Here is a 25,954-nt window from a genome sequence, read left to right on the forward strand (position 1 = left end):
ATGAGCGGGGCAGGAACACAGGCCACAGCGGCACTACCGGGCGAGCAGGCCAACGGCGGCCCGCGCAAGGTGACCGCGCAGCGGCAGCAGATGCGCCAGGACCTGGCGGCGGCGGCGATGGAGCTGTTCGCCAACCAGGGCTACGAGGAGACGACGGTCGATCAGATCGCCGCCGCCGCGGGCGTGGCCCGGCGCACCTTCTTCCGCTACTTCCGGTCCAAGGAGGAGGCGATCTTCCCGGACCACGACGACACCCTGATCCGGGTGGCCGACCTGCTGGCCGGGGCCGATCCGGCCGAGCACCCGCTGGACGTGGTCTGCCGGGGGATCAAGGAGGTGCTGCGGATGTACGCGGCCACCCCCGGGGTCTCGGTGGCCCGCTACCGGCTGATCCGCCAGGTGCCGACGCTGCGCGAGCGCGAGATCGCCGTGGTGGCCCGCTACGAGCGGCTGTTCACCCGCTACCTGCTGGGCCGGTTCGACACCGCGGGGCAGTCCTCCGGCGGCTGGGAGCGGGGGGTCGGCGACGACGCGATGCTGGCCGAGGTGTCGGCGGCGGCCGTGGTCGCGGCGCACAACCACGTACTGCGGCGCTGGCTGCGCTCCGGCGGCGGGGGCGAGGTGGAACCGCAGCTGGACCACGCCTTCGAGGTGATCCGGCGGACCTTCTGGGGCGGCGCGTCCCAGGCCCAGGACCTCGCGCCCACCCCGGCACCCAAGGTGGCACGCAGTGCCATCAACGGCTCCGCGGAGACCCTGGGCAGCGCGGTGGAGAGCGCGGTGAGTGCCACCCCCTCGGGCGAGGTGCTGATCACCGTGGCCCGCACCGATGCCCCGCTGGACGAGGTGCTGCAGAGCATCAAGCTGGCCCTGGGTGCCCGGTAGCAGCATTTACGCTGGTCAGAGAACAATTAACAGGCCCATCCCGGCGCGTCGGGATGGGCCTGCGGGTTTCTCGGGGTAGATGTTGCGACGTGATGACGCTCACGTGTCTCCCGGTGAAAATCATGGCACGCAGTGTCTTTACGACTGGCACGGCGTGCCAGTACGTTGTTACCCACTGGTCGCGGCGCCGCGGCTCCCCACCCTGGCGCGCCATGCCCAGGGTCGCGCGACACCCCTGCGCGAGCGCTGCAGGACTGAGACAGCCAGCCGCACACTCCACTCCCCCTATCACCGGTGTCCGTTCCCGGTGCCCCCCATCAGACGTCCCCGTACCCCTCGAACGGGGAAGCCGCCGGAGGCAGCCATGAAGACTCCCGCTATGGAAAGCATCCTCGAAGCGATCACCAGCGGGGACGCGAGCCCGGCCGATTTCGCCGCGCTCGCCGTCCCCGAGTCCTACCGGGCGGTCACGCTCCACAAGGACGAGGAGCAGATGTTCGCCGGCCTGGACAGCCGCGACAAGGACCCGCGGAAGTCCCTGCACCTGGACGACGTCCCGGTGCCCGAACTCGGCCCGGGCGAGGCCCTGGTCGCGGTGATGGCCAGCGCGGTCAACTACAACACCGTGTGGAGCTCGATCTACGAGCCGGTCTCGACGTTCTCGTTCCTGGAGCGCTACGGGAAGCTGTCGCCGGAGTCCGCGCGGCACAACCTGCCCTACCACGTGCTGGGTTCGGACCTGGCCGGCGTGGTGCTGCGGACCGGCCCGGGGGTGCACGCCTGGAAGCCCGGCGACGAGGTCGTCGCGCACTGCCTGAGCGTGGAGTTGGAGAGCTCGGACGGCCACAACGACACGATGATGGACCCGGAGCAGCGGATCTGGGGCTTCGAGACCAACTTCGGCGGCCTGGCCGAGCTGGCGCTGGTGAAGTCCAACCAGTTGATGCCCAAGCCGGCCCACCTGACCTGGGAGGAGGCCGCCTCCCCCGGCCTGGTGAACTCCACCGCCTACCGGCAGCTGGTCTCCCGCAACGGGGCCGGCATGAAGCAGGGGGACAACGTGCTGATCTGGGGCGCCAGCGGCGGCCTCGGCTCGTACGCCACCCAGTACGCGCTGGCCGGCGGTGCGACGCCGATCTGCGTGGTCGGGAGTGAGGCCAAGGCGGACATCTGCCGGGCGATGGGCGCCGAGGCGATCATCGACCGCAGCGCCGAGGGCTTCAAGTTCTGGAAGGACGAGAACACCCAGGACCCGCGCGAGTGGAAGCGGCTCGGCGGCCGGATCCGGGAACTGACGGGCGGTGAGGACGTCGACATCGTCTTCGAGCACCCGGGCCGGGAGACCTTCGGCGCCAGCGTCTACGTCACCCGCAAGGGCGGCACCATCGTCACCTGCGCCTCGACCAGCGGCTATATGCACCAGTACGACAACCGCTACCTGTGGATGTCGCTGAAGCGCATCGTGGGCTCGCACTTCGCCAACTACCGCGAGGCCTGGGAGGCCAACCGGCTGATCGCCAAGGGCAAGATCCACCCGACCCTGTCGAAGACCTACCGCCTGGAGGAGACCGGCCAGGCCGCGCTGGACGTGCACCACAACAGCCACCAGGGCAAGGTCGGTGTGCTCTGCCTCTCCCCCGCCGAGGGCCTCGGCGTCCGCGACGAGGAGCTGCGGGCCAAGCACCTCCCCGCCATCAACCGATTCCGGGGCGAGTAGCCGCGATGACCGAGCGAGACCGCCCCTGGCTGATGCGGACGTACGCCGGACACTCGTCCGCCACCGCGTCCAACGCGCTCTACCGGAAGAACCTGGCGAAGGGTCAGACCGGCCTCTCGGTCGCCTTCGACCTGCCCACGCAGACCGGCTACGACCCCGACCACGTCCTGGCCAAGGGCGAGGTCGGCCGGGTCGGCGTCCCGGTCAGCCACCTCGGCGACATGCGGGCGCTGTTCGACGGCATCCCGCTGGAGCGCACCAACACCTCCATGACGATCAACGCCACCGCCATGTGGCTGCTGGCGATGTACCAGGTCGTCGCGGAGGAGCAGGGCGCGGACATCGCCAAGCTCACCGGCACCACCCAGAACGACATCATCAAGGAGTACCTGTCGCGGGGGACCCATGTCTTCCCGCCCGGGCCCAGCATCCGGCTGACCACCGACATGATCGCCTACACCGTGGCGAACATCCCCAAGTGGAACCCGATCAACATCTGCAGCTACCACCTGCAGGAGGCCGGGGCCACCCCGGTCCAGGAGCTGGCCTTCGCCATGTGCACCGCGATCGCGGTGCTGGACGCGGTGCGCGACGGCGGCCAGGTCCCGGCGGAGCAGATGGGCGAGGTGGTCGCCCGGATCTCCTTCTTCGTCAACGCCGGGGTCCGCTTCGTCGAGGAGATGTGCAAGCTCCGCGCCTTCGGCCGGATCTGGGACACCGTCACCCGCGAGCGCTACGGCATCACCGACCCCAAGCAGCGCCGGTTCCGCTACGGCGTGCAGGTCAACTCGCTGGGGCTGACCGAGGCGCAGCCGGAGAACAACGTCCAGCGGATCGTGCTGGAGATGCTGGCGGTCACCCTGTCCAAGGACGCCAGGGCCCGCGCCGTCCAACTCCCGGCCTGGAACGAGGCGCTGGGCTTGCCCCGGCCCTGGGACCAGCAGTGGTCGCTGCGGATCCAGCAGGTGCTGGCCTACGAGTCGGACCTGCTGGAATACGGCGACCTGTTCGACGGCAGCCATGTGGTCGAGGCCAAGGTCCAGGAGCTGGTGGCCGGGGCCGAGGCGGAGATCGGGAAGGTACTCGGGATGGGCGGGGTCACCCCCGCCGTGGAGACCGGCTACCTCAAGGCCGCCCTTGTCGGCTCGCACGCCGAGCGCCGCAGCCGGATCGAGTCCGGCGAGGACAAGGTGGTCGGGGTGAACTGCTTCGAGACCACCGAGCCCAGCCCGCTCACCGCCGACCTGGACACCGCGATCATGCAGGTGGACCCGGACTCGGAGCGGGCGGTGGTCGCGGCCTTCGCCGACTGGCGCAAGCACCGGGACGAGGACGCGGCGCAGGCCGCGATCGCCGAGCTCAAGCGGCAGGCAGCGACCGGGGCCAATCTGATGCCGGCCACCCTGGACTGCGTCCGGGCCGGGGTCACCACCGGCGAGTGGTCCTTCGCGCTGCGGGACGTGTTCGGCGAATACCGGGCCCCCACCGGGGTCGGCGGCGCGCCGATCACCGGCGCCCTGGAGGGCGCGAGCGGCGCCGAGCTGCTCGCGGTCCGACAGGCCGTCAGCGGCACCGCCGAGGAGATCGGCGCGGGCAAGCTGCGGCTGCTGGTCGGCAAGCCCGGCCTGGACGGCCACTCCAACGGCGCCGAGCAGATCGCGGTACGGGCCCGCGACGCCGGGTTCGAGGTGGTCTACCAGGGCATCAGGCTGACGCCGGAACAGATCACCTCGGCGGCGGTCGCCGAGGACGTGCACTGCGTCGGCCTGTCGATCCTCTCCGGCGCGCACGCCGAGCTGGTGCCCGACGTCCTGCGGCGGCTGCGCCGGGCCGGGGTGGAGGACGTCCCGGTGATCGTCGGCGGGATCATCCCGGCGGCGGACGAGCAGGAACTGCTGGCCCAGGGCGTCGCCGCGGTCTTCACCCCGAAGGACTTCGGAATCACCCACATCATCGGACGTATCGTCGACGAGATCCGTCGTGCGCACGGACTCGCTCCGTGGCCCGCTCTCAAGGAAGAGACCCTCGCTTCATGACAGTCAACCGGCTCCGCCCCCGCCGCTCCTGCCTGGCCGTGCCGGGCAGCAACCCGCGCTTCCTGGAGAAGGCCCAGGGCCTCCCCGCCGACCAGGTGTTCCTGGACCTGGAGGACGCCTGCGCGCCGCTCGCCAAGGAGGGCGCCCGGCACACCATCGTGGACGCGCTGAACCAGGGCGACTGGTCCGGCAAGACCCGGGTGGTCCGGGTCAACGACTGGACCACCCACTGGACCTACCGCGACGTGGTCACCGTGGTCGAGGGCGCCGGGCAGAACCTGGACTGCATCATGCTGCCCAAGGTCCAGGACGCCGAGCAGGTGGTCGCGCTCGACCTGCTGCTCACCCAGATCGAGAAGACCATGGGCTTCGAGGTCGGCAAGATCGGCATCGAGGCGCAGATCGAGAACGCCAAGGGCCTGGTCAATGTGGACGCCATCGCCGGCGCCTCGCCCCGGCTGGAGACCATCATCTTCGGCCCGGCCGACTTCATGGCCTCGATCAACATGAAGTCCCTGGTCGTCGGCGAGCAGCCGCCCGGCTACGACGCGGACGCGTACCACTACATCCTGATGCGGATCCTGATGGCGGCCCGGATGCACGACCTGCAGGCCATCGACGGCCCCTACCTGCAGATCCGCAACGCCGACGGCTACCGCACGGTGGCCCGGCGGGCGGCGGCGCTGGGCTTCGACGGCAAGTGGGTGCTGCACCCCGACCAGGTCGGGGCGGCGAACGAGATCTTCTCCCCGAGCCAGGAGGACTACGACCACGCCGAACTGATCCTGGACGCCTACGACTGGTGCACCTCGGAGGCCGGCGGGCGGAAGGGCTCGGCGATGCTGGGCGACGAGATGATCGACGAGGCCAGCCGCAAGATGGCGCTGGTCATCTCCGGCAAGGGCCGCGCGGCCGGCATGCAGCGCACCTCCAAGTTCGAGATCCCCGGGGAGTAGACAGATGCAGTTCGGACGCACCTTCGAGGAGTTCGAGGTCGGCGCGGTCTACAAGCACTGGCCCGGAAAGACCGTCACCGAGTACGACGACCACCTCTTCTGCCTGCTCACCATGAACCACCACCCGCTGCACCTGGACAGCCACTACGCCGCGGAGACCACCGACTTCGGCCAGAACGTGGTGGTCGGCAACTACGTCTACTCGCTGCTGCTGGGCATGTCCGTGCCGGACGTCTCGGGCAAGGCCATCGCCAACCTGGAGGTCGAGTCGCTGCGGCACATCGCGCCGACCTTCCACGGCGACACCATCTACGGCGAGACGGTGGTGCTGGACAAGACCCCGTCGAAGTCCAAGTCGGACCGCGGGATCGTCTACGTCGAGACCAAGGGCTACAAGCAGGACGGCACGGTCGTGTGCGTCTTCCGCCGCAAGGTGATGGTCCCCACCGAGACGTACATCAAGGAACGCGGCGGCGAGCAGCCGGGCCGACCCGAGCCCCGCTCCTGAATCCCCCCACCAAGCCAGGTGCCCTGCGGTTCACTGCCACGACCGCAGGGCGCCTTCCCTCCCCTTATGGAGCCAGCCATGGGACGCCTCGCTCAGACCGAAGGCCTCACCGAGATCCAGCAGGACATCCTCGCCACCGTGCGTAACTTTGTCGACAAGGAGATCATCCCGGTCGCCACCGAGCTGGAGCACAAGGACGAGTACCCCGCCGCCATCGTCGAGGGCATGAAGGAGATGGGCCTGTTCGGGCTCATGATCCCGGAGGAGTACGGCGGCCTGGGCGAGTCGCTGCTCACCTACGCCCTGGTGGTGGAGGAGATCGCCCGTGGCTGGATGTCGGTGTCCGGCATCGTCAACACCCACTTCATCGTGGCGTACATGATCGCCCAGCACGGCACCCAGGCGCAGAAGGACCACTTCCTGCCGCGGATGGCCACCGGCGAGGTCCGTGGCGCGTTCTCGATGTCCGAGCCGGGCCTCGGCTCGGACGTGTCGGCGATCCGCACCAAGGCGGTCAGGGACGGCGACGACTACGTCATCAACGGCCAGAAGATGTGGCTGACCAACGGCGGCACGTCCACCCTGGTCGCGGTGCTCTGCAAGACCGACGAGGGCCAGCCGGAGGGCGCCCCCGCGCACCGGTCGATGACCACCTTCCTGATCGAGAAGACCCCCGGCTTCGGCCCCAACGCCACGGTGCCGGGGCTGACCATCCCCGGCAAGATCGAGAAGATGGGCTACAAGGGCGTCGACACCACCGAGATGATCCTGGAGGACGTCCGGATCCCCGCCGACATGGTCCTCGGCGGCACCAGCGGCCTGGGCTTCAAGCACATGATGGACGGCGTCGAGGTGGGCCGGGTGAATGTCGCCGCCCGCGGCTGCGGGGTCGCCCACCGGGCCTTCGAGCTGGGCATCCGCTACGCCCAGCAGCGCAGCACCTTCGGCAAGAAGATCGCCCAGCACCAGGCGATCCAGTTCAAGCTGTCGGAGATGGCCACCAAGGTCGAGGCCGCGCACCAGATGATGGTGATGGCCGCCCGGAAGAAGGACTCGGGCCAGCGCAACGACCTGGAGGCGGGGATGGCCAAGTACCTCGCCGCCGAGTACTGCAAGGAGGTCGTGGAGGACTCGTTCCGGATCCACGGCGGCTACGGCTTCTCCAAGGAGTACGAGATCGAGCGGCTCTACCGGGAGGCCCCGATGCTGCTGATCGGCGAGGGCACCGCCGAGATCCAAAAAATGATCATCGGCCGTAGACTGCTGGAGGAGTACCGGCTCGCCGAGTAAGAACTTCGCAAACCCCGCTGAAAACCCGCCAGGGGCGAGATTCGGCCGAACCTATGAGTTTCGGCCGTTTTTCGCATTTTGCCAACGGACTGTCGAACCTCGTGCTCCAATACCCGCGCATTCCATGCCGCACGCGCCCCCGTTGCCCCTCCGCAACCCCTTTCCAGGCCTCTGACCACACCTGAGAGAGTTGTCACCGTTGTGCCGAAAGCCTTGGCCGCAGGGGGTCGACCGCTCTACGTTCGTAGCAAGGGGCACGGCCGTGGGCCCACTTCCGGTTACTCGGAGGTTGCCTAGTGACCGCCCGCTGCCGATAGCATCCCGGTGGACAGCTACGTCCCCGAACCCCTCGATCACGCGGCCCCTCGCGCGGTCACTTACGCCTGTACCCTCGGCGTCAACCGTTCCCGGGCCCCCGCGACAAAGGTCTTCGATGCCCCTCAGTCCGTCCCACCGATCTGCGAGCCGTCCCCGTGTCACGCTGGCACGCGGCGCCTCGCCCTGGCTTGTTCCCACGGTGCTCACCGCGGCCGCCTGTTCCGCCCTCACCCGGCGCAGCGGCAAGTGGGCCCTGGCGGCGGTGCCCGCCACCGCGCTGAGCGCGGGGATGCTCTGGTTCTTCCGCGACCCCGAACGGACCGTGGGCGAGGGGCGGGTGATCTCCCCCGCCGACGGCGTGGTGCAGAGCATCGACGCCTGGCCCGACGGCCGCACCCGGGTGGCGATCTTCATGAGCCCGCTCAATGTGCACGTCAACCGGGCCCCGCTGCCCGGCACGGTCACCTCGGTCGAGCATGTGGCCGGCGGCTTCGTCCCGGCCTTCAACAAGGACAGCGACCGCAACGAGCGGGTGGTCTGGCACTTCGACACCGAGCTCGGCGACATCGAGATGGTCCAGATCGCCGGGGCCGTCGCGCGGCGCATCATCCCCTACCTGCCCGAGGGCACCAAGGTGGAGCAGGGCGAGCGGATCGGCCTGATCCGCTTCGGTTCACGGGTCGACACCTACCTTCCCGCGGGCGTCGAGCCCGGCGTGGAGGTGGGTCAGAAGACCACGGCTGGGGTGACTCGTCTTGACCGTGACTGATCCCGAGACCATGCAGGACACCGACGAGGACCGGGAGAGCACCGCTCGCCGGCTGCGCTGGGCCCGCGACCGCGAGCTGCGCACCCCCCGTTCGCCGCAGCAGCTGTCCACCGCGGACATGTTCACGCTGGGCAACGCCATCTGCGGCTTCCTGGCGATCTACTGCACCACCACCGGGGTGCTGATCCCGCACCTCACCGGGGTCGCCACCAACGGCGACCGGCGCAGCGCCGCCACCGCGGTCACGCTGCTGCTGATCGGCTCGATGTTCGACCTGTTCGACGGCCTGGTGGCGCGCAAGCTGCGCTCCTCGGCGCTGGGCGCCGAGTTGGACAACCTGGCCGACCTGATCAGCTTCGGCATCGCCCCGGCCTACTTCGTCGTGGTCTGGGGCATGGTCTCGGACGGTGCGCACCAGCAGGTGGCGGCCGGAATCGCGATCATGGTGCTGCTGGCGGTGGTGCTCCGGCTCGCCCGCTTCTCCTGCACCACCATGCGCCCCGGGGTGTTCCAGGGCATGCCGTGCCCGATGGGCGCCCTGACGGTGATCTCCATCGTGCTGCTCAACCCGCCGTTCGTGCCCGCGGTGATCGGCATCGTCGCCGTCGCGGCACTGATGGTGAGCCGGGTCGAGTACCCCAAGCCGCACGGTGCGCTCGCCACGGCCACGCTCTGCTGGATCGTGGTCAGCATGGGCTGCCTCGCCGCCTGGGCGACCGGCGTGCCGGGTGGGGACATGCTGCTCAAGATCGGCGCGACGCTGCAGGTCACCCTGGCGCTGATGGCGCCGCTGATGGTGATCCGCCGCAAGGTCGGCGACGTCCGGGCCCGCCGCGCGGAGTCCCGCGCGGGCTGAACCGGCCCGAGCCGCTGAACGAACATCGAAGCCCCCGCGACCTGAGGTCGCGGGGGCTTCGGCGTGCTCCGGGCCGGAGGGCCTGGCGGCTCAGTGCGCCGTCGAAGCCTCCGGCTCGGCGGCGGCGGCGGGCGCCGCGGCCGGCTTCTGCTCCCAGGGCGCCGGGGCGCCGCGGCGGACCAGGCCGAAGACGATCAGCCCGGCGACCACCCCGGTCACCCCGGCGATCAGGTAGACCCGGTCGAGGCCCGCCGCGAAGGCCCCGTGCACCAGCTGGTGCACGGCCGCCCGCTGGTCGGCGGGGACGGCGGCCAGCACGGCCTGGGCCCGGCCGCCGCTGAGGGCGGAGGCGGCGCCGTGCGGGTCGGCCAGGTGGCTGTTGGCGGAGACGTAGTCCTGCACCCGGTTGGCGAAGACGGTGCCGAGCACCGCGATGCCCAGCGCGTAGCCGAGCTGGCGGCCGGTGTTGACCGCGCCGCTGGCCATGCCGACCCGCTCCCGGGGGACGGTGGACAGGGCCGCGGACATCATCACCGGGGTGGCCATGCCGACGCCCAGGCCGCTGACGACCAGGCCGGGCAGCACGGCGGTCCAGGAGGAGCCGGCCGAGACCAGGGTCATCAGCAGCACACCGGCGCCGATCAGCACCAGGCCGATGCCGATCGGGACCTGCGGGGCGGACTTCCCGAACAGCCGACCGCTGTTTCCGGCCACCACGAAGGCGGCCAGCGCCAGCGGGCAGCAGACCAGTCCGGCCTGGATCGGGCTGAGCGCCAGCACGGACTGCAGCCAGATCGAGGTGTAGGTCAGATGGGCGAAGGCGGCGGCGTTCAGCAGCAGCGCGGCGGCGGTCAGGCCGACGAAGCTGCGGTTGCGCAGCAGGCCCAGGTCCAGCAGCGGGTTCGAGGAGCGGAGCTCCGCCACCACGAAGGCCAGCAGGGCGAGCACGGACAGGCCGAGCGAGACCAGCACGGTGGAGCTGCCCCAGCCCTTGTCGGCGCTCTCGATCAGGCCGTAGACCAGGGCACCGGAGAAGACGGTGAAGGTGACCGCACCGGCGTAGTCGAGGCGGCCGGTGGCCCGGCCCTGCTCCGCCCTGAGGTGACGGACCGTCATGTAGAGGGCGGCCGCCGCGATCGGCAGGTTGACGAAGAAGATCGCGCGCCAGTTGAACTGGTCGGTGAGCAGCCCGCCGAGGACCGGGCCCACCGCCGCCGCGCCGCCGCTGACGGCGCCCCAGATGCCGAAGGCGGTGCCGCGGTCGCGGCCCTGGTAGGCGGCGTTCAGCAGCGAGGTGGTGGAGGTCAGCATCGCCGCGCCGCCGATGCCCTGGGCCGCGCGGGCGGCGATCAGCGTCCCGGCGTTGGGGGCGAGGCCGCAGGCCAGCGAGGCGAGGGCGAAGACGACCAGGCCGAACAGGTACAGCCGGCGGTGCCCGAGCCGGTCGCCGAGCGCGCCGACCACCATCAGCAGGGCGGCCAGCACCAGCGCGTACATGTCCACCACCCACTGCAGGGAGGTGAAGGAGGAGTGCAGGTCGGCAGCCATCTGCGGGAGGGCCACATTCACAATGCTGACGTCCACCAGCAGCATGAAGGTGCCGAGGCAGATGGCTATCAGCGGGATCCACTTGCGCAGGGCGCCTTCGGGTGGAGCTGCGGCAGGAGTAGTCACGGGAGGGTCTTTCTGATGGACGGGTTCTCTCTGGGAGTGATCCTCCCTTCGTCGGGCTGATTCACCGCAGCCAGCGGCAATGATCCGGCGGATTCCGACATCCACTAGCCTGGACTGGTGAAATCCCGCGTGTACGACACCCTCGACCGGCAGCTGGTGCACGCCCTGCAGCTGGACGGGCGGGCCCCGTTCAGCCGGGTCGCGCAGGCCCTCGGCGTCTCCGACCAGACCGTCGCCCGCCGCTACAGCCGGCTCCGCGGCGAGGGCGCGCTGCAGGTGCTGGGGCTGACCAGTCCGGCGGCGCTGGGCGAGGTGCAGTGGCTCATCCGGGTGCAGTGCACCCCGGACGCGGCCTCCTCGGTGGCCGAGGCGCTGGCCCGGCGCGACGACACCTCCTGGGTGAGTCTCAGCTCCGGCGGCACCGAGATCAACTGCATGACCCGGGCGCCGGGCAGCCAGACCGGCAACTCACTGCTGCTGCAACGGCTGCCGCGGACCCCGAGCGTGGTGGGGGTGACCGCGCACTGCATCCTGCACACCTACTTCGGCGGGGCGATGAGCCTGGTCAACAAGTCGGACACGCTCACCCCCGAGCAGGTCCGCCAGCTGCGGCCGGGGCCCGAGCAACTGCCCGCCACCGGGCCGGGCGAGGGGTCCGCCGCGGTGCTGGACGAGGCGGACCACCGGATGCTGGCGCTGCTGCAGCGGGACGGCAGGACCGGCCTCGCGGAGCTGGCCACCGCCAGCGGACGCTCGCAGAGCTCGGTGCGGCGGCGGATGGCCGAGCTGCAGGCCTGCGGGGTGCTCTACTTCGACATCGAGTTCGAACGGCGGATCTTCGACCTGGACAGCGCGGTGATGCTCTGGCTCTCGGTCTCGCCGTCACAGCTGGCGGAGACCGGGCAGGCGCTGGCGGAGCACCCCGAAGTGGCCTTCGTCTGTGCCACCACCGGGCCGACCAATCTGCACGCGGTGGTGATCTGCTCGGACATCCCGTCCCTGTACACCTACCTCACCACCAGGATCGCCGCGCTGGACGCGGTACGGCAGTTGGAGACGGCGCCGCTGCTGCGCCGGGTGAAGGCCGCCGCCTCACTGCCGTCGGCCCCGGTCAGGACTACCCCAGCGGGGGCAGGGCCTCGAGGGCATGCAGGCTGAGCTCGTCCAGGCTCTCGAACATCGCGGTGGCACGTTCCGGCGGCAGCACGGCGTAGACATGGCGGTCCAGCTCCTCGGCGTGCCGGCGGGCGGCCTCGACCAGTTTGGCCGCGCCGGCCTCGGTCAGGGTGACCACCTGCACCCGCTTGTCCTCGGCCGAGCGGGCCCGGCGGACCAGCCCGGCCTCGATCATGCGGTCGATCAGCCGGGTCGCCCCACCGCTGGTCAGCACCAGCCGCCGGGAGAGGTCGCCCATCGGCGCGCCCTCCGGCTTGGCCGCGAGCCGCAGCAGCACCTCGAACATCGGGTGGCTGATCCCGCTCTCCCGCTCCATCACCGCGCCGAGCAGCCGCTCCAGCCGACTGGCGGCGGTCAGCACCACCCCGAAGGCCTGGATCCGCCCGTCGGCGATCGCGTCCGCCGCGGTGTCGATCCGCCTGTGCTCCGCCGCCATCTGGCGCCCCTTCTTCGGCCCGGTCCCCCTCGTCCGCCCCCGGCGCGGGTCAGCGACCGCCGTCGTGGACGCTGAAGGCACTGCGGCGGGCCGCGCGGGCGACGCCGGGGTCGGGGTGCGCCGAGGCGACCGCGGCGAGCACCTGGGCCGCCCTGGGGTGGCCGATCCGGCGGGCCAGCGCGAACAGCCGGTTGGGGTCGCCGTCCGCGGCCCCCTGGACGTGGCGGACCAGCATCGCGGTGTCCCCGTGTTCCAGCACGGCGGCACCGGTGTCCACCCAGAGCCAGGCGGCGTCGTCCCGGCCCAGCACGTCCGAGGGCAGCACGCCCTCGTCGTTCTGCTCGGCGAGCCACAGCAGCGCGTACGGGCGCAGCATCGGCTCCTCGGTGCAGTCGCGGACGGCGGGCTCGGCCGGGTGCCCGGCCACCCGCAGCGCCTCGAAGGCCAGGCCGCGCAGCAGGGCGTCCTCGCCGCGGGCCACCTCCAGCAGGTCGGCCACCGCGCTCTCGGCCTGACGGGCCGCCAGCCAGGCCCGGTACTCGGCCCGGGCCGGGCCCGGGGAGTACTGGGCGCAGGCGGTCAGCAGCTCAAGCGCGGACTGCTCGATGTGTCCTGCCGCGGTCTGCGCGACGGTGCAGATCTCCTCCAGCTTGGCGCGGACCGCCCAGTGGCCCAGCGGGGTGAGCTCGGCGCAGACTTCCTGCTCCAGGCCCACGTCCCGGCGGACCAGGGCGCCGACCGCGGCGAAGCCCTCCAGCATCCAGTCCAGCACCCCGGCGACCTCGACCGTGCCGGGGGTGAGGGTGAGCGACAGGGCGCTGTCGCCGCGGACCGCGGAGACCGCCCAGGCGGCGTGCGGGACCGGGGCGCCCAGCGCGGGGTGCACACCGCCGTGCCACTGCTCCTCCAGGCCGCGGCGGAGCAGTTCCAGCAGCTCGGTGAGCGGCACCGGGCCGTCCACCAGGTGCAGGAAGGACAGCAGTTGCGGGGCGTGGTCGACGGCGAGGCCGGCCAGTGAGGTCAGCGCCCGGTCCGGGACCGGGACCAGCAGGGTCCAGGCGTCGAACAGCGCCGCCCAGCCGCGCAGCACCGCCTCGTCCTCGTGCTCCCAGGCGTGCAGCCGCCAGCCGGGCCCAGCGCCGCTGCCCCGCAGTTCCACCAGGCCGGTCAGCCGGGCCCGTTCCCAGGAGGCGACGGTGGCGTCGCGGGTCATCGCCAGGGCGTGCCCGGCGTCCACCGCGTCGCCCTCGAGCAGGTCGCCCCTGCGGTCGACGTTGGGGAGCTCCCCGGCCCAGCGGGCGATCCGCACCGCGTCGGCGAGCAACCGCCGGGCGAGCGGGGCGAGCTGGGCGGGTCCGGGCAGCCCTGCGGGGGGATTCCGGCGGGCCGGGGCGCCGGGGCGCTGCTGGTTGCCCGGCGCGGCGGCACGCGGCTGCGGCGGGCGTGCGGCCGTGGGCAGCCGGGTGACCCTCGCGGGCGCACCCTGCAGTCGGCCATCGGGGCCAGGTTGGCCGGCGCCGACAGTGTCGGGTCGGCCAGAAATCTCGGATCGGCCAGTACGGTCACGCGAATTCCGGGACGTCACGCCGTGCAGTCTTCCCCGTCCGCGGGGCACTTGTCACATCCTCTGGCGCGGCGGCCTCGCCGAGGTCCCGGAATGGTGACGGGAGGGTCACAGGAGGGGGGTGAGGAACCTGCGCAGGCTCTCCTCGTAGCGGGCGGGATCGGCGTTCCAGAGCGCCTCGTGCTCGGCGTCGGGAAACTCCTCGTAGATCACGAGGTCATCACGGCGCCCCGCGAGCCGGCGGGCCGGGCCGACCGGGGCGACGGTGTCGTCCGAGCCGTGCAGCAGCAGCACCGGGGCGTCCAGGCCCTCTCCGAGCGCCGCCCGGTCCAGCCGCTCCGGGTCGACGCCGGAGCGGCCGAGCGCCGCCCGCACGCCCAGCTCGGCCAGGAAGGGCGGCACCCCGCGCCGGGTGGCCCGGCGGCGCACCGTCCCGCGCCAGTCCAGCACCGGCGAGTCCAGCACCAGGCCGCGGACCGCCGCCCGGTGCTCGGAGCGGACCGCGGCCTGCAGCGCCATGGTCGCGCCGGCCGACCAGCCGAGCAGCACGATCCGCCGCGCGCCGCCGTCCAGGGCGAACCGGATCGCGGCGTCGACGTCGTGCCACTCGCTGTCGCCGAGGTGGCTCAGGCCGTCCGGCGAGCGCGGGGCGCCCTCGTCATTGCGGTAGGTCACGGCCAGCACCGGGACCTTGAGCTGGTCCAACAGCGGCAGCAGCGGCAGCACCTGACGCCGGTCCAGGCCGCCGTGCACCGCGATCAGGCACAGCGCGCGGGCGCCGGGCAGGAACCAGGCCGGCAGCGGGCCCAGCTCGCCGGGCACCTCGATCTCCGAGAACTCCAGGCCGAGCGAGCCGAGCGGATCCCCGGTGAACAGCTGCGGGGTGATCCGGACGGTGCTGCCGACGGCCAGCGGGCTGCCGCCGAGGGTCTGCACCGACTCCAGCCGGCGGGTGACGGTCTGCGCGCCGGTCGCGACCACCGCGCCGACCACCGCGCGCCCGCCGGACCACTCCAGGCCGTAGCGGCCGGGGCGCTGGGTCTCCCAGGAGCGGGTCAGCTCTACCTGGCCCGCGGCCACCGAGTGCACCCGCAGGCCGCCCGCGGCGGCGGGGCTGCCGCCGCCGGGGCGTACCGAGTAGTCGGAGACCACCCGTCCGGCGACCAGGGCCGCCGCGCCGGCGCCGACGACGGCCGCGCCGGTCCCGACGGCGGCCACGGTCGCGGTTCTTCCCCAGCGCATGTCGCTCCCAACCGTCGGTCCCCTGCCCGTACCAGGGCCACTGCCCGTTCTGGTCCATCCCAATGCCGCGCGGGCCGGTGCGCCAGTGGTGCGCCGCCATCCGACGGAGTGTCCGACTCGACCGGCCGCACCTGACACTGTGTGCATTGCCGCTGGTCCGGGGCGTGAGTAGCGTGCCGGGCACCATTCCCGGCTCGGAAGCAGGTCCCCCGTGGGCACGACCGCCACTGCCAACGGCAGTGTCTCGTTCTGGTACTCGGCCATCGGACTCCCCACCCCGCGTCCCGCCCTGGACGGCTCGGCCGAGGCCGACGTCTGCATCGTCGGCGGCGGCTACACCGGTCTGTGGACCGCCTACTACCTGAAGAAGGCCGTCCCCGGGCTCCGGATCACCGTCCTTGAGCAGCGCTTCTGCGGCTACGGCGCCTCCGGTCGCAACGGCGGCTGGCTCTACAACGGCTTCGCCGGGCGCGGCGCCTTCGCCCGGCAGTACGGCAAGCCCGGCGCGATCGCGATGCAGCAGGCGATGGACGCCACGGTGGACGAGGTGATCGCGGTCTGCGCGGCCGAGGGCATCGAGGCGGACATCGTCAAGGGCGGGGTGCTGGAGGTCGCCAGGACCCCCGCCCAGCTGGAGCGGCTGAGGGCCTACGTCGAGAACGAGCACTCCTTCGGCGAGACCGACCAACTGCTGCTCGGCCCGGCCGAGACGGCGCAGCGGATCGCCGTGGCCGGGGCGCTCGGCGGCAGCTGGACCCCGCACGGCGCCCGGATCCAGCCGGCCAAGCTGGTCCAGGGGCTGGCCCGGGTGGTCGAGGCGCTGGGGGTGACCGTGCACGAGGACACCACGGTGACCGAGATCGTCCCGGGCGGGTCGGGCGCGCCGGCCCGGGCGGTGACCGCGCGGGGCACCGTGTCGGCCCGGTTCGTGCTGCGGGCCACCGAGGGCTTCACCGCGGCGCTGCGCGGCGAGAAGCGGTCCTGGCTGCCGATGAACTCCTCGATGGTGGTCACCGAGCCGCTGCCGGCCTCGTTCTGGGAGGCGGTGGGCTGGTCCGGGCGGGAGACCCTGGGCGACATGGCGCATGCCTACATGTACGCGCAGCGCACCGCCGACGACCGGATCGCACTGGGCGGACGCGGCGTCCCGTACCGCTTCGGCTCGCGCACCGACAACGACGGGACCACCCCGCAGCGGACCGTGGACCAGCTGCGGCAGATCGTCACGGACTTCTTCCCGGCCGCCGGCTCCGCCGCCGGCGAGGTGCGGATCGACCACGCCTGGTCCGGGGTGCTCGGTGTGCCCCGGGACTGGTGTTCGACCGTGGACCTGGACCGGGCCACCGGGCTCGGCCTGGCCGGAGGCTATGTCGGCAGCGGGGTCAGCACCACCAATCTGGCCGCGCGCACCCTGCGCGACCTGGTGCTGCGCGAGCTCGGCAGCGGCTCCGACACCGCCCTGACCGGGCTGCCCTGGGTCGGGCACCGGGTCAGGGCCTGGGAGCCCGAGCCGCTGCGCTGGATCGGCGTCCACGGCATGTACGCCGCCTACTACGCGGCGGACCGGCAGGAGCGCGGCGGGCGGGCGGGCACCTCGCCCATCGCCAAGGCGGCGGACGTGGTCTCCGGGCGGCACTGAGCCGGGCCCTGACCTGGGCGCTGACCTGGGCGGCAACCCCGGGAACTGACTCTGCGGAGTCGGCTCGGGACACTCCGAGATGCGGATCGGGCGAGTCTGGCAGACCCTGGAAACCGGGGGAAGCCGGTATTCGGAAGACCGCAGCACTCGACACCTTGGGGTGCCCATGCCTGTCCTTCTGTGCCTGATCACCGCTCCACTCGGCCTCGCCGTCCTGCTCGGCATGTCCTGGTTCGAGGACCATGTCCTGCGCCCGCCCACCAGCCCGGTCGACCTGGTGGTCCAGAACGAGTCGACCGTGGAGCTGCTGCGCGCCGTCCGCGCGCCGCTGCAGCTCCCGGCCTCGACCGCGCCCCCCGCGCTGCCGCAGAGCGGGGACACCGCGGCCTGACCCCGGCCGTCCGACCTGTGTTGACGGTCGGTCGGGCGGCGTGGTGGGATCGAGCGCCAAGCTGTTCGGAGGCATGGAGAGGAAGTCCGGTGAAGGGGGAGACCCCCAGTCCGGCGCGGTCCCGCCACTGTCACCGGGGAGCGTCCCCGAGGTTCTGATCACCGGAACCCCGGGGACGCGTCGATCCGGGAGCCAGGAGACTCTCGCCCCCGGTTCGTCGATCCAGGGCGCGGACCCTGAGTGAGGACATCCACGCCATGCGCGCTGCCCTGCCGCCACCACCCCCCGGTGCCGTCCCCTTCCCCGCTCAGCCTCCCCGCTGACCGCCGTGCGCGCGAGCGCGGCCACCACGACAGCACTCGGCCTCCTCCTCGGCCACGCCGCCGATACCGTTTTCGGCGATCCCCGGCGCGGGCACCCGGTGGCCGGATTCGGACGGGCCGCCGGAGCGGCCGAGCGCCGGCTCTGGCGGGACCGCAGGGACACCGGAGCGCTGTTCACCGCGCTCTGCACGGGCTCGGTGGCCGGGGCCGCGCTGCTGGCCGACCGCGCCGCCGCCCGCACCCGCACCGGCTCGGTGCTGCTCACCGCCGCCGCCACCTGGACCGTGCTCGGCGGCGCCTCCCTGGTACGGGAGGCCAGGACCATCGGCGCCGCGCTGGAGGCCGACGACCTCGCCGCCGCCCGGGCCCGGCTGCCGTACCTGTGCGGACGCGACCCGGAGGGGCTGACCGAGCAGCAGATCGCCCGCGCGGTGGTCGAGTCGGTGGCCGAGAACACCGCGGACGCGGTGGTGAACGCGCTGGTCTGGGGCGCGGTCGCGGGGGTGCCCGGGCTGCTGGTCTTCCGCGCCGTGAACACCCTGGACGCCATGGTCGGCCACCGCTCGCCGCGCCATCTGCGCTTCGGCTGGGCCTCGGCCCGGCTGGACGACCTGGCCGGCTGGCCCGGGGCCCGGCTGACCGCGCTGCTCACCGTCGCCGCAGCCGCCGCCGGGGGGCGGCGGGGCGGCGAGACCTGGCGGGTCTGGCGCCGGGACGCCTCGGCGCACCCCAGCCCCAACGCCGGGCAGGCCGAGGCGGCCTTCGCGGGCGCGCTGGGGGTGCGGCTGGGCGGCACGCTCAGCTACGGCGCCCGGGTGGAGCACCGGGCGGTGCTGGGCGCCGAGCTGCCAGCGGTGCGGGTCGAGGACATCGAGCGGGCCTGCGTACTGTCCCGGCGGGTCGGGCTGCTGGCGGTCCTCGCCACGGCCGGGCTGAGCCTGCTGCTGCGAAGGGGACCGCGATGAAGGGCCCACTGCGCGGATCGCTGCTGGTCGCGGGCACCACCTCGGACGCCGGGAAGAGCGTGGTCACCGCCGGGATCTGCCGCTGGCTGGCCCGGCAGGGGGTCGCGGTCGCGCCGTTCAAGGCGCAGAACATGTCGCTGAACTCCTTCGTCACCAACGACGGCGCCGAGATCGGCCGGGCCCAGGCCATGCAGGCCGCGGCGGCCGGGGTGGAGCCTGAGGCGGCGATGAACCCGGTGCTGCTCAAGCCCGGGGCGGACGGGCGCAGCCAGGTGGTGGTGCTGGGGCAGGCGGTCGCCGAGGTCGGCGCGCTGGACTACCGCGAGCGCAAGCCGGCGCTGCTGCGGATCGCCCTGGACTGCCTGGCCGACCTGCGCGCCCGCTACGACGTGGTGGTCTGCGAGGGGGCCGGCTCCCCCGCCGAGATCAACCTGCGGGACCGGGACATCGCCAACATGGGCCTGGCGGTGGCGGCCGGCCTGCCGGTGGTGGTGGTCGGCGACATCGACCGCGGCGGCGTCTTCGCCGCCATGTACGGGACGCTGGCGCTGCTGTCCGCCGAGGACCAGCGGCACCTGGCCGGGTGGTTCGTCAACAAGTTCCGCGGCGACGTGCGGCTGCTGAAGCCCGGTCTCGACATGCTGGAGCAGCTGACGCACCGTCCGTCGCTGGGGGTGCTGCCGATGCTGCCGGGGCTGTGGCTGGACGCCGAGGACTCGCTCGGCCTGGCCGGGCTGCTCGACCGCGCGCCCGGCGCGGCGGCGGTGGGCGGCGAGGTGCTGCGGGTGTCGGTGCTGCGGCTGCCGCGGCTGTCCAACTTCACCGACATCGACGCACTGGCCCAGGAGCCGGGGGTGCTGGTGCGCTGGGCCACCCGCCCGGAGGAACTGGCGGACGCCGACCTGGTGGTGCTGCCGGGGACCAGGGCCACCGTGGCCGACCTGGCCTGGCTCCGGGAGCGGGGCCTGGACGCGGCGCTGGCCCGGCGGGCCGCCGAGGGACGCCCGGTGCTGGGGGTCTGCGGCGGCTACCAGATGCTGTCCCGGACCATCACCGACCAGGTGGAGTCCCGGGCGGGGGTGGTCGCCGGACTGGGGCTGCTGCCGGTGCGGGTGGAGTTCGCGGCGGCCAAGACGCTGGCCCGGCCGGTGGGTTCGGCCTACGGGGAGACCGTGGCCGGGTATGAGATCCACCACGGCGTGGCGACGGTGGAGGGTGGGCAAAGCTTCTTGGACGGCTGCCGGGAGGGGGCGGTCTGGGGGACGACCTGGCACGGGGCGCTGGAGAACGACGGCTTCCGGCGGGCGTTCCTGCGCGAGGTGGCCGCCCTCGCCGGTCGGGACTTCACCCCCGCTCCCGACACCAGCTTCTCGGCCGCCCGTGAACGGCAGTTGGACCTGCTCGGGGACCTGATCGAAACGCATGCGGACACCGATGCGCTGCGACGGCTGATCGAGGGCGGCGTGCCGTCCGGGCTGCCGTTCGTACCGCCGGGCGCGCCGTGAAACCACTGACTACTGGAGGAGCCGTCCCCATGGACGACGCAACACAGTCCGAGGCGGCGACCGTGCTGCTGCTGTCCACCGCCGACACCGACCTGCTCGCGGCCCGCGCCTCGGGCGCGGACTACCGGATCGGCAATCCGACCCGGGTCGAGGTCGGCGAAGAGCTTCGTGGACTTGTCGACGGCGCGGACGTGGTCGTCGTGCGCCTGCTCGGCGGACGGCGCGCCTGGGAGGACGGCCTTGCGCAGATCGCCGCCTCCGGGGTGCCGACCGTGCTGCTCGGCGGTGAGTCGGTGCCGGACGCGGAGCTGATGGGGATGTCCTCGGTCCCGGCCGGGGTGGTCGCCGAGGCGCTGACCTACCTGGTCGAGGGCGGCTCGGCGAACCTGGCCGAACTGGCGGCCTTCCTCTCCGACACGGTGCTGATGAACGGCGCCGGCTTCGCCCCGGCGCAGCCCATGCCCCAGTACGGCATCAGCGGCGCACGGGAGTTCGAGGCCGGACGGCCGACCGTGGGGGTGCTCTTCTACCGGGCCCACGAGCTGTCCGGGAACACCGCCTTCGTGGACACCCTGTGCGCGGCGGTCGAGGCCCGCGGCGGCAATGCGCTGCCGGTCTTCTGCGGCTCGCTGCGCGGGGCCGACGCCGAGCTGTTCGCGCTGCTGGGCCGCTGCGACGCGGTGGTGGCCACGGTGCTGGCCTCCGGCGGCACGGTCGCCGCCGAGGCGTCAGCGGGAGGGGCCGAGGAGGCCTGGGACATCGGCGCGCTGGCCGAGTTGGACGTCCCGGTGCTGCAGGGGCTGTGCCTGACCTCGACCAGGGCCGCCTGGGAGGCGTCCGACGCGGCGCTGTCGCCGATGGACGCGGCGATGCAGGTGGCCATCCCGGAGTTCGACGGGCGGCTGATCACCGTGCCCTTCTCCTTCAAGGAACTGGGCGCGGACGGCATCCCGGTCTACGCCGCCGACCCGGAGCGGGCCGGACGGGTGGCCGGGATCGCGCTGCGGCACGCGGCGCTGAAGCACAAGCCCAACGCCGAGAAGAAGATCGCCGTCGTCTTCACCGCCTACCCGACCAAGCACTCCCGGGTCGGCAACGCGGTCGGCCTGGACACCCCCGCCTCGGCGGTCCGGCTGCTGGACTCGCTGCGCGAGGCCGGCTACGCCGTCTCCGACTATCCGTCAGGTGGGGACGAACTGATTCATCGACTCATCGCCGCCGGCGGCCATGACGTCGAGTGGCTCACCGAGGAGCAGCTGCGGGCCGCCCCCGCGCGGGTGCCGCTGGCCGACTACCAGCAGTGGTTCGCCACCCTGGAACCGGAGTTGAGGGACGGCATCCGGCAGCACTGGGGCGAGCCGCCCGGCAGTCTGTATGTCGACAACGGCGACATCGTGCTGGCGGCGCTGCAGTTCGGGCACGTCATGCTGATGATCCAGCCGCCGCGCGGCTTCGGCGAGAACCCGATCGCCATCTACCACGACCCCGACCTGCCGCCCTCGCACCACTACCTGGCCGCCTACCGCTGGCTGGAGCAGTCCTGGGGCGCCGACGCGATCGTCCACCTGGGCAAGCACGGGACGATGGAGTGGCTGCCGGGCAAGGGCCTCGGCCTGTCGGCGGGCTGCGCCCCGGACGCGGTGCTGGGCGAACTGCCGCTGGTCTACCCGTTCATCGTGAACGACCCGGGCGAGGGCACCCAGGCCAAGCGGCGCGGGCACGCGACCATCGTGGACCACCTGGTGCCGCCGATGGCCCGCGCCGACACCTACGGCGACCTGGCCAAGCTGGAACAGCTGCTGGACGAGTACGCGCTGGTCAAGGACCTGGACCCGGCCAAGGCCCCGGCTGTCCGCGCCCAGATCTGGACCCTGGTCAAGGCCGCCGAGCTGCACCACGACCTGCATGTGGACGACCAGCCGGACGAGACCGCCTTCGACGAGTTCGTGATGCACATCGACGGCTACCTCTGCGAGATCAAGGACGTGCAGATCCGGGACGGTCTGCACATCCTCGGCAGCGGACCGGTGGACCAGGCCCGGGTCAACCTGGTGCTTGCGGTACTGCGGGCGGCCCAGATCTGGGGCGGGAAGGCCGATGCGCTGCCCGGCCTGCGAGCGGCGCTGGCGGCCGAATTCGGGCTGAATGAGAAGGAGTTGCTGGCCGAGCCGGGTGCCCCGCTGAAGCTGCCGGTGGAGCTGACCGCGCTGGTGGACGGCCCGGCCCGGAGCGCCGCCGACGCGGTGGACCTGCTGGAGCAGCTGTGCCGCCGGCTCGCCGAGGGCATGGAGGCGGCGGGCTGGGCCGCGGCGGCGGCGAAGCCGCTGGTGGGCGAGGTGCTGGGGCGTCAGAACCCGGACGCGGTGGCCGTGTTGAGGTTCGCCGCCGAGGAGGTGGTGCCCCGGCTGGCCAGGACCACGGACGAGCTGACCCACATCCTGCGGGCGCTGCGCGGCGGCTACGTCCCGGCCGGGCCTTCCGGGTCGCCGACCCGCGGGCTGGTCAACGTGCTGCCGACCGGGCGGAACTTCTACTCGGTCGACCCCAAGGCCATTCCCTCCCGGCTGAGTTGGGAGGTCGGGCAGGCGCTGGCCGACTCGCTGGTGGCCCGCTACCTGGCCGACACCGGCGCCTACCCGCGCTCGGTCGGCCTGACCGTGTGGGGCACCTCCTGCATGCGCACCCAGGGCGACGACATCGCCGAGATCCTGGCGCTGCTGGGCTGCCGCCCGGTCTGGGACGACGCCTCGCGCCGGGTGACCGGCTTCGAGGTGGTCCCGGCGGCCGAACTCGGCCGCCCCCGGGTCGATGTGACGGTGCGGATCTCCGGCTTCTTCCGGGACGCCTTCCCGCATGTGGTGGCGCTGCTGGACGACGCGGTGCAGGCGGTGGCGGCGCTGGACGAGCCCGAGGACGTCAACTACGTCCGGGCCCATGTGGAGGCGGACGCCGCCGAGCACGGCGACCGGCGCCGGGCCACCGCTCGAATCTTCGGCTCCAAGCCGGGCGCCTACGGCGCGGGGCTGCTGCCGCTGATCGACGCCCGCAACTGGCGCAGCGACGCGGACCTCGCCGAGGTCTACGCGGTCTGGGGCGGCTACGCCTACGGCCGCGGCCTGGACGGGCGCGCGGCGCGGGGCGACATGGAGCAGGCGTTCCGGCGGATCTCAGTGGCGGCGAAGAACGTCGACACCCGCGAGCATGACATCGTCGACGCGGACGACTACTTCCAGTACCACGGCGGAATGGTGGCGATGGTCCGTCATCTGACCGGCGCCTCGCCCGAGGCGTACGTCGGCGACAGCGCCACGCCCGACCAGGTCAAGACCCGCACCCTGGGCGAGGAGACCCACCGGGTCTTCCGGGCCCGCGTGGTCAACCCCCGCTGGATGGCCGCGATGCGCCGGCACGGCTACAAGGGCGCCTTCGAGATGGCCGCGACCGTCGACTACCTCTTCGGCTACGACGCCACGGCCGGGGTCGTGGACGACTGGATGTACGAGAAGCTGGCCAGCGAGTACGTCTTCAACCCGGAGAACCGGGAGTTCATGAAGCAGTCCAACCCGTGGGCGCTGCGCGGGGTGACCGAACGGCTGCTGGAGGCGGCGGACCGACAGCTGTGGGCCGAGCCGAACCAGGACACCCTGGACCAGCTCCGCGCCACCTACCTGGAGCTCGAAGGCGACCTGGAGGGGAACTCATGAGCGCCCGCTATCCCTTTACCGCGATCGTCGGCATGGACGACCTGCGGCTGGCGCTGCTGCTGAACGCGGTGTCGCCGCAAGTCGGCGGGGTGCTGGTGCGGGGCGAGAAAGGCACCGCCAAGTCCACCATGGTGCGGGCGCTGGCCGGGCTGCTGCCGTCGATCGCCACCGTCGCGGGGTGCAGGTTCGCCTGCGACCCGGCGGGTCCCGACCCGCAGTGCCCGGACGGCCCGCACGACCTGTCGGTGGTGCGGGAGCGGCCGACCCGGCTGGTGGAGCTGCCGGTCGGGGTGTCCGAGGACCGGATCGTCGGCTCGCTGGACCTGGAGCGGGCCCTCGCCGAGGGCATCAAGGCCTACGAGCCGGGGCTGCTCGCCGCGGCGCACCGGGGCGTGCTCTACATCGACGAGGTCAACCTGCTCAACGACCACCTGGTCGACCTGCTGCTGGACGCCGCCGCGATGGGGCAGTCCTACGTGGAGCGCGAGGGCGTCTCGGTGCGGCACGCGGCGCGGTTCCTGCTGGTCGGGACGATGAACCCGGAGGAGGGCGAGCTGCGTCCGCAGCTGCTGGACCGGTTCGGGCTGACCGTGGAGGTCGCCGCGACCCGTGAGCCGGTCGAGCGGGCCGAGGTGGTCCGCCGCCGGCTCGCCTACGACGCCGACCCGGACGGCTTCGCCGAGCGCTGGACCCAGCCGGAGAAGGAGCTCGCGCTGCGGATCACCACCGCGCGCGAGCTGCTGCCCTCGGTGGTGCTGGGCGACGGCGCGCTGCGTCAGATCACCGCCGTCTGCGCGGCGTTCGAGGTGGACGGGCTGCGCGCGGACATCGTGATGGCCCGCACCGCGGTCGCCCTGGCCGCCTGGGCCGGACGCACCGAGGTCCTGGCCGAGGACGTCAGGACGGCGGCGCGGCTGGCGCTGCCGCACCGGCGTCGGCGCAATCCCTTCGACGCGCCGGGGCTGGACGACGAGAAGCTGGAAGAGACCCTGGAGCAGTCAGCCGGGGAGGATCCCGAGCCGGAGCCCGATCCCGACGGCCCTGACGACCCCGGCCCCGACCACGACGGCGGCGGTCCTGACGGTCCGTCCGGCGGCGGGCAGGACGCGCCCTCGGACGGCGACGGCGGGCCCTCGGCCGAACAGCCCCGCAGCGCGCCCGTCCCGCCGCAGCCGGCCGCCCCCGCCGCCTCCCCGTACCGGACCAGGCTGCTGACCGTGCCCGGCACCGGTGAGGGCGCCAGTGGGCGCCGCTCCCGGGCGCGTACCGACACCGGTGGCCACACCGTGCGTGCCGCCCGTCCCACCGGGGCGCTGCAGCGGCTGCACCTGGCGGCGACCATCCAGGCCGCCGCCCCGCACCAGCTCGCGCGCGGACGCGACAGCCGGGCGCTGCGGCTGCGCCGGGACGACTTCCGGGAGCAGGTGCGGGAGGGGCGCGAGTCCAACCTGGTGCTGTTCGTGGTGGACGCCTCGGGCTCGATGGCGGCGCGGCAGCGGATGTCGGCGGTCAAGGGCGCGGTGCTGTCGCTGCTGATGGACGCCTACCAGCGGCGGGACAAGGTCGGCATGATCACCTTCCGGGGTGCCGAGGCCGTGCTGGCGCTGCCGCCGACCTCCTCGGTGGAGGTCGGCGCGGCCCGGCTGGAACAGCTGCCGACGGGCGGCCGTACGCCGCTCGCGGCGGGGCTGCTGCGGGCGCACGAGACGCTGCGGCTGGAGCGGCTGCGCGACCCGCGCCGCCGTCCGCTGCTGGTGCTGGTCACCGACGGGCGGGCCACCGGCGGGCCCAACGCGCTGCCGGACGCCCGCCGGGCGGCCCAGCTGCTGGCCGCGCAGGGCACCGCGGCCGTGGTGGTGGACTGCGAGAGCGGCCCGGTCCGGCTGGGCCTTGCCGCCGAGCTGGCGCTCCACCTGGGCGGGGAGGCGGTCCGGCTGGACGAGTTGGCCGCCGACAGCATGACCGGAATGATCCGCACGATTCAGAGGGAGGCGGCGTAA

19 protein-coding genes and 1 riboswitch are annotated in these 25,954 nt (G+C 72.7%); of the genes, 15 read left to right on the forward strand and 4 right to left on the reverse strand.

Annotation, left to right across the window (positions count from 1 at the left end):
• The 8 genes from ACEZDG_RS30860 (at nt 1) to pssA (ending at nt 9,335) form a co-directional block, all read left to right on the forward strand.
• A complete protein-coding gene (locus ACEZDG_RS30860) occupies nt 1-885 on the forward strand; it encodes a TetR family transcriptional regulator (RefSeq protein WP_380515930.1) in 885 nt (294 codons plus the stop codon).
• A gap of 379 nt (nt 886-1,264) precedes the next feature.
• Nucleotides 1,265-2,602: a crotonyl-CoA carboxylase/reductase gene (ccrA, locus tag ACEZDG_RS30865; protein ID WP_380515933.1), complete on the forward strand. Its 1,338-nt coding sequence runs from the start codon at nt 1,265-1,267 to the stop codon at nt 2,600-2,602.
• A 5-nt stretch (nt 2,603-2,607) separates the two neighbouring features.
• Nucleotides 2,608-4,638, forward strand: coding sequence for a protein meaA (locus tag ACEZDG_RS30870; protein WP_380515936.1), 2,031 nt, complete (start codon nt 2,608-2,610; stop codon nt 4,636-4,638).
• Nucleotides 4,635-5,594, forward strand: coding sequence for an HpcH/HpaI aldolase/citrate lyase family protein (locus ACEZDG_RS30875; protein WP_380515938.1), 960 nt, complete (start codon nt 4,635-4,637; stop codon nt 5,592-5,594). Before ACEZDG_RS30870 ends, ACEZDG_RS30875 begins: the two co-directional genes overlap by 4 nt.
• Nucleotides 5,595-5,598: 4 nt before the next feature.
• Nucleotides 5,599-6,102, forward strand: a complete 504-nt coding sequence (locus ACEZDG_RS30880) for a MaoC family dehydratase (protein ID WP_380515940.1) — start codon at nt 5,599-5,601, stop codon at nt 6,100-6,102.
• Nucleotides 6,103-6,180: 78 nt separating this feature from the next.
• Nucleotides 6,181-7,392 (forward strand): acyl-CoA dehydrogenase family protein, encoded by a 1,212-nt coding sequence (locus tag ACEZDG_RS30885; RefSeq protein WP_380515942.1) that lies wholly within the window; start codon nt 6,181-6,183, stop codon nt 7,390-7,392.
• A gap of 433 nt (nt 7,393-7,825) precedes the next feature.
• Nucleotides 7,826-8,479: a phosphatidylserine decarboxylase gene (locus ACEZDG_RS30890; protein WP_380515945.1), complete on the forward strand. Its 654-nt coding sequence runs from the start codon at nt 7,826-7,828 to the stop codon at nt 8,477-8,479.
• Nucleotides 8,466-9,335 (forward strand): CDP-diacylglycerol--serine O-phosphatidyltransferase, encoded by an 870-nt coding sequence (gene pssA / locus ACEZDG_RS30895; RefSeq protein WP_380515948.1) that lies wholly within the window; start codon nt 8,466-8,468, stop codon nt 9,333-9,335. The genes ACEZDG_RS30890 and pssA overlap by 14 nt, the downstream gene beginning before the upstream one ends.
• A gap of 90 nt (nt 9,336-9,425) precedes the next feature.
• Here the strand turns inward: pssA and ACEZDG_RS30900 are convergent, their stop codons facing one another.
• Nucleotides 9,426-11,009, reverse strand: a complete 1,584-nt coding sequence (locus ACEZDG_RS30900; protein ID WP_380515951.1) for an MFS transporter — start codon at nt 11,007-11,009, stop codon at nt 9,426-9,428.
• A gap of 117 nt (nt 11,010-11,126) precedes the next feature.
• Here ACEZDG_RS30900 and ACEZDG_RS30905 point away from each other — a divergent pair, with 117 nt between their 5' ends.
• Entirely contained in the window at nt 11,127-12,167 is a 1,041-nt protein-coding gene (locus ACEZDG_RS30905) for an Lrp/AsnC family transcriptional regulator (RefSeq protein ID WP_380515954.1), read from the forward strand.
• Here ACEZDG_RS30905 and ACEZDG_RS30910 read toward each other — a convergent pair.
• From ACEZDG_RS30910 to ACEZDG_RS30920, 3 genes are all read right to left on the reverse strand, one after another.
• The gene (locus tag ACEZDG_RS30910; protein WP_380515957.1) at nt 12,127-12,621 is read right to left on the reverse strand and encodes a MarR family winged helix-turn-helix transcriptional regulator; all 495 of its coding nucleotides are present in this window, start codon (nt 12,619-12,621) and stop codon (nt 12,127-12,129) included. The two genes, ACEZDG_RS30905 and ACEZDG_RS30910, sit on opposite strands and share 41 nt — an antisense overlap.
• Before the next feature lie 49 nt (nt 12,622-12,670).
• A complete protein-coding gene (locus ACEZDG_RS30915; RefSeq protein WP_380515959.1) occupies nt 12,671-14,206 on the reverse strand; it encodes a hypothetical protein in 1,536 nt (511 codons plus the stop codon).
• Between the two features lie 87 nt (nt 14,207-14,293).
• Nucleotides 14,294-15,427, reverse strand: a complete 1,134-nt coding sequence (locus ACEZDG_RS30920) for an alpha/beta hydrolase family protein (RefSeq protein WP_380515962.1) — start codon at nt 15,425-15,427, stop codon at nt 14,294-14,296.
• 211 nt (nt 15,428-15,638) lie between these two features.
• Here ACEZDG_RS30920 and ACEZDG_RS30925 point away from each other — a divergent pair, with 211 nt between their 5' ends.
• The 6 genes from ACEZDG_RS30925 to ACEZDG_RS30950 all read left to right on the forward strand — a co-directional run bounded on the left by ACEZDG_RS30925 (nt 15,639) and on the right by ACEZDG_RS30950 (nt 25,954).
• Complete coding sequence (locus tag ACEZDG_RS30925; protein WP_380515964.1) at nt 15,639-17,066, forward strand: NAD(P)/FAD-dependent oxidoreductase; 1,428 nt, start codon at nt 15,639-15,641, stop codon at nt 17,064-17,066.
• 166 nt (nt 17,067-17,232) lie between these two features.
• Complete coding sequence (locus ACEZDG_RS30930; RefSeq protein ID WP_380515967.1) at nt 17,233-17,457, forward strand: hypothetical protein; 225 nt, start codon at nt 17,233-17,235, stop codon at nt 17,455-17,457.
• Between the two features lie 78 nt (nt 17,458-17,535).
• A riboswitch (cobalamin riboswitch) is annotated at nt 17,536-17,660 on the forward strand.
• A gap of 125 nt (nt 17,661-17,785) precedes the next feature.
• Entirely contained in the window at nt 17,786-18,745 is a 960-nt protein-coding gene (locus tag ACEZDG_RS30935; protein ID WP_380515970.1) for a cobalamin biosynthesis protein, read from the forward strand.
• Nucleotides 18,742-20,250, forward strand: coding sequence for a cobyric acid synthase (locus ACEZDG_RS30940; protein WP_380515973.1), 1,509 nt, complete (start codon nt 18,742-18,744; stop codon nt 20,248-20,250). The genes ACEZDG_RS30935 and ACEZDG_RS30940 overlap by 4 nt, the downstream gene beginning before the upstream one ends.
• Before the next feature lie 29 nt (nt 20,251-20,279).
• The gene (gene cobN / locus ACEZDG_RS30945; RefSeq protein ID WP_380515975.1) at nt 20,280-23,954 is read left to right on the forward strand and encodes a cobaltochelatase subunit CobN; all 3,675 of its coding nucleotides are present in this window, start codon (nt 20,280-20,282) and stop codon (nt 23,952-23,954) included.
• Nucleotides 23,951-25,954, forward strand: a complete 2,004-nt coding sequence (locus ACEZDG_RS30950; protein WP_380515977.1) for a putative cobaltochelatase — start codon at nt 23,951-23,953, stop codon at nt 25,952-25,954. The genes cobN and ACEZDG_RS30950 overlap by 4 nt, the downstream gene beginning before the upstream one ends.

Source organism: Streptacidiphilus alkalitolerans (genome assembly GCF_042511045.1).
GTDB classification, from domain to species: domain Bacteria; phylum Actinomycetota; class Actinomycetes; order Streptomycetales; family Streptomycetaceae; genus Streptacidiphilus; species Streptacidiphilus alkalitolerans.

What these genes read in the sequence shown, in the direction of transcription:
- ACEZDG_RS30920 (WP_380515962.1), bottom strand. Translation starts at nt 15,427, where the DNA reads ATGCGCTGGGGAAGAACCGCGACCGTGGCCGCCGTCGGGACCGGCGCG.
- ACEZDG_RS30910 (WP_380515957.1), bottom strand. Translation starts at nt 12,621, where the DNA reads ATGGCGGCGGAGCACAGGCGGATCGACACCGCGGCGGACGCGATCGCC.
- ACEZDG_RS30870 (WP_380515936.1), top strand. Translation starts at nt 2,608, where the DNA reads ATGACCGAGCGAGACCGCCCCTGGCTGATGCGGACGTACGCCGGACAC.
- ACEZDG_RS30885 (WP_380515942.1), top strand. Translation starts at nt 6,181, where the DNA reads ATGGGACGCCTCGCTCAGACCGAAGGCCTCACCGAGATCCAGCAGGAC.
- ACEZDG_RS30940 (WP_380515973.1), top strand. Translation starts at nt 18,742, where the DNA reads ATGAAGGGCCCACTGCGCGGATCGCTGCTGGTCGCGGGCACCACCTCG.
- ACEZDG_RS30890 (WP_380515945.1), top strand. Translation starts at nt 7,826, where the DNA reads ATGCCCCTCAGTCCGTCCCACCGATCTGCGAGCCGTCCCCGTGTCACG.
- ACEZDG_RS30930 (WP_380515967.1), top strand. Translation starts at nt 17,233, where the DNA reads ATGCCTGTCCTTCTGTGCCTGATCACCGCTCCACTCGGCCTCGCCGTC.
- ccrA (WP_380515933.1), top strand. Translation starts at nt 1,265, where the DNA reads ATGGAAAGCATCCTCGAAGCGATCACCAGCGGGGACGCGAGCCCGGCC.
- ACEZDG_RS30950 (WP_380515977.1), top strand. Translation starts at nt 23,951, where the DNA reads ATGAGCGCCCGCTATCCCTTTACCGCGATCGTCGGCATGGACGACCTG.
- ACEZDG_RS30860 (WP_380515930.1), top strand. Translation starts at nt 1, where the DNA reads ATGAGCGGGGCAGGAACACAGGCCACAGCGGCACTACCGGGCGAGCAG.
- cobN (WP_380515975.1), top strand. Translation starts at nt 20,280, where the DNA reads ATGGACGACGCAACACAGTCCGAGGCGGCGACCGTGCTGCTGCTGTCC.
- ACEZDG_RS30880 (WP_380515940.1), top strand. Translation starts at nt 5,599, where the DNA reads ATGCAGTTCGGACGCACCTTCGAGGAGTTCGAGGTCGGCGCGGTCTAC.
- ACEZDG_RS30875 (WP_380515938.1), top strand. Translation starts at nt 4,635, where the DNA reads ATGACAGTCAACCGGCTCCGCCCCCGCCGCTCCTGCCTGGCCGTGCCG.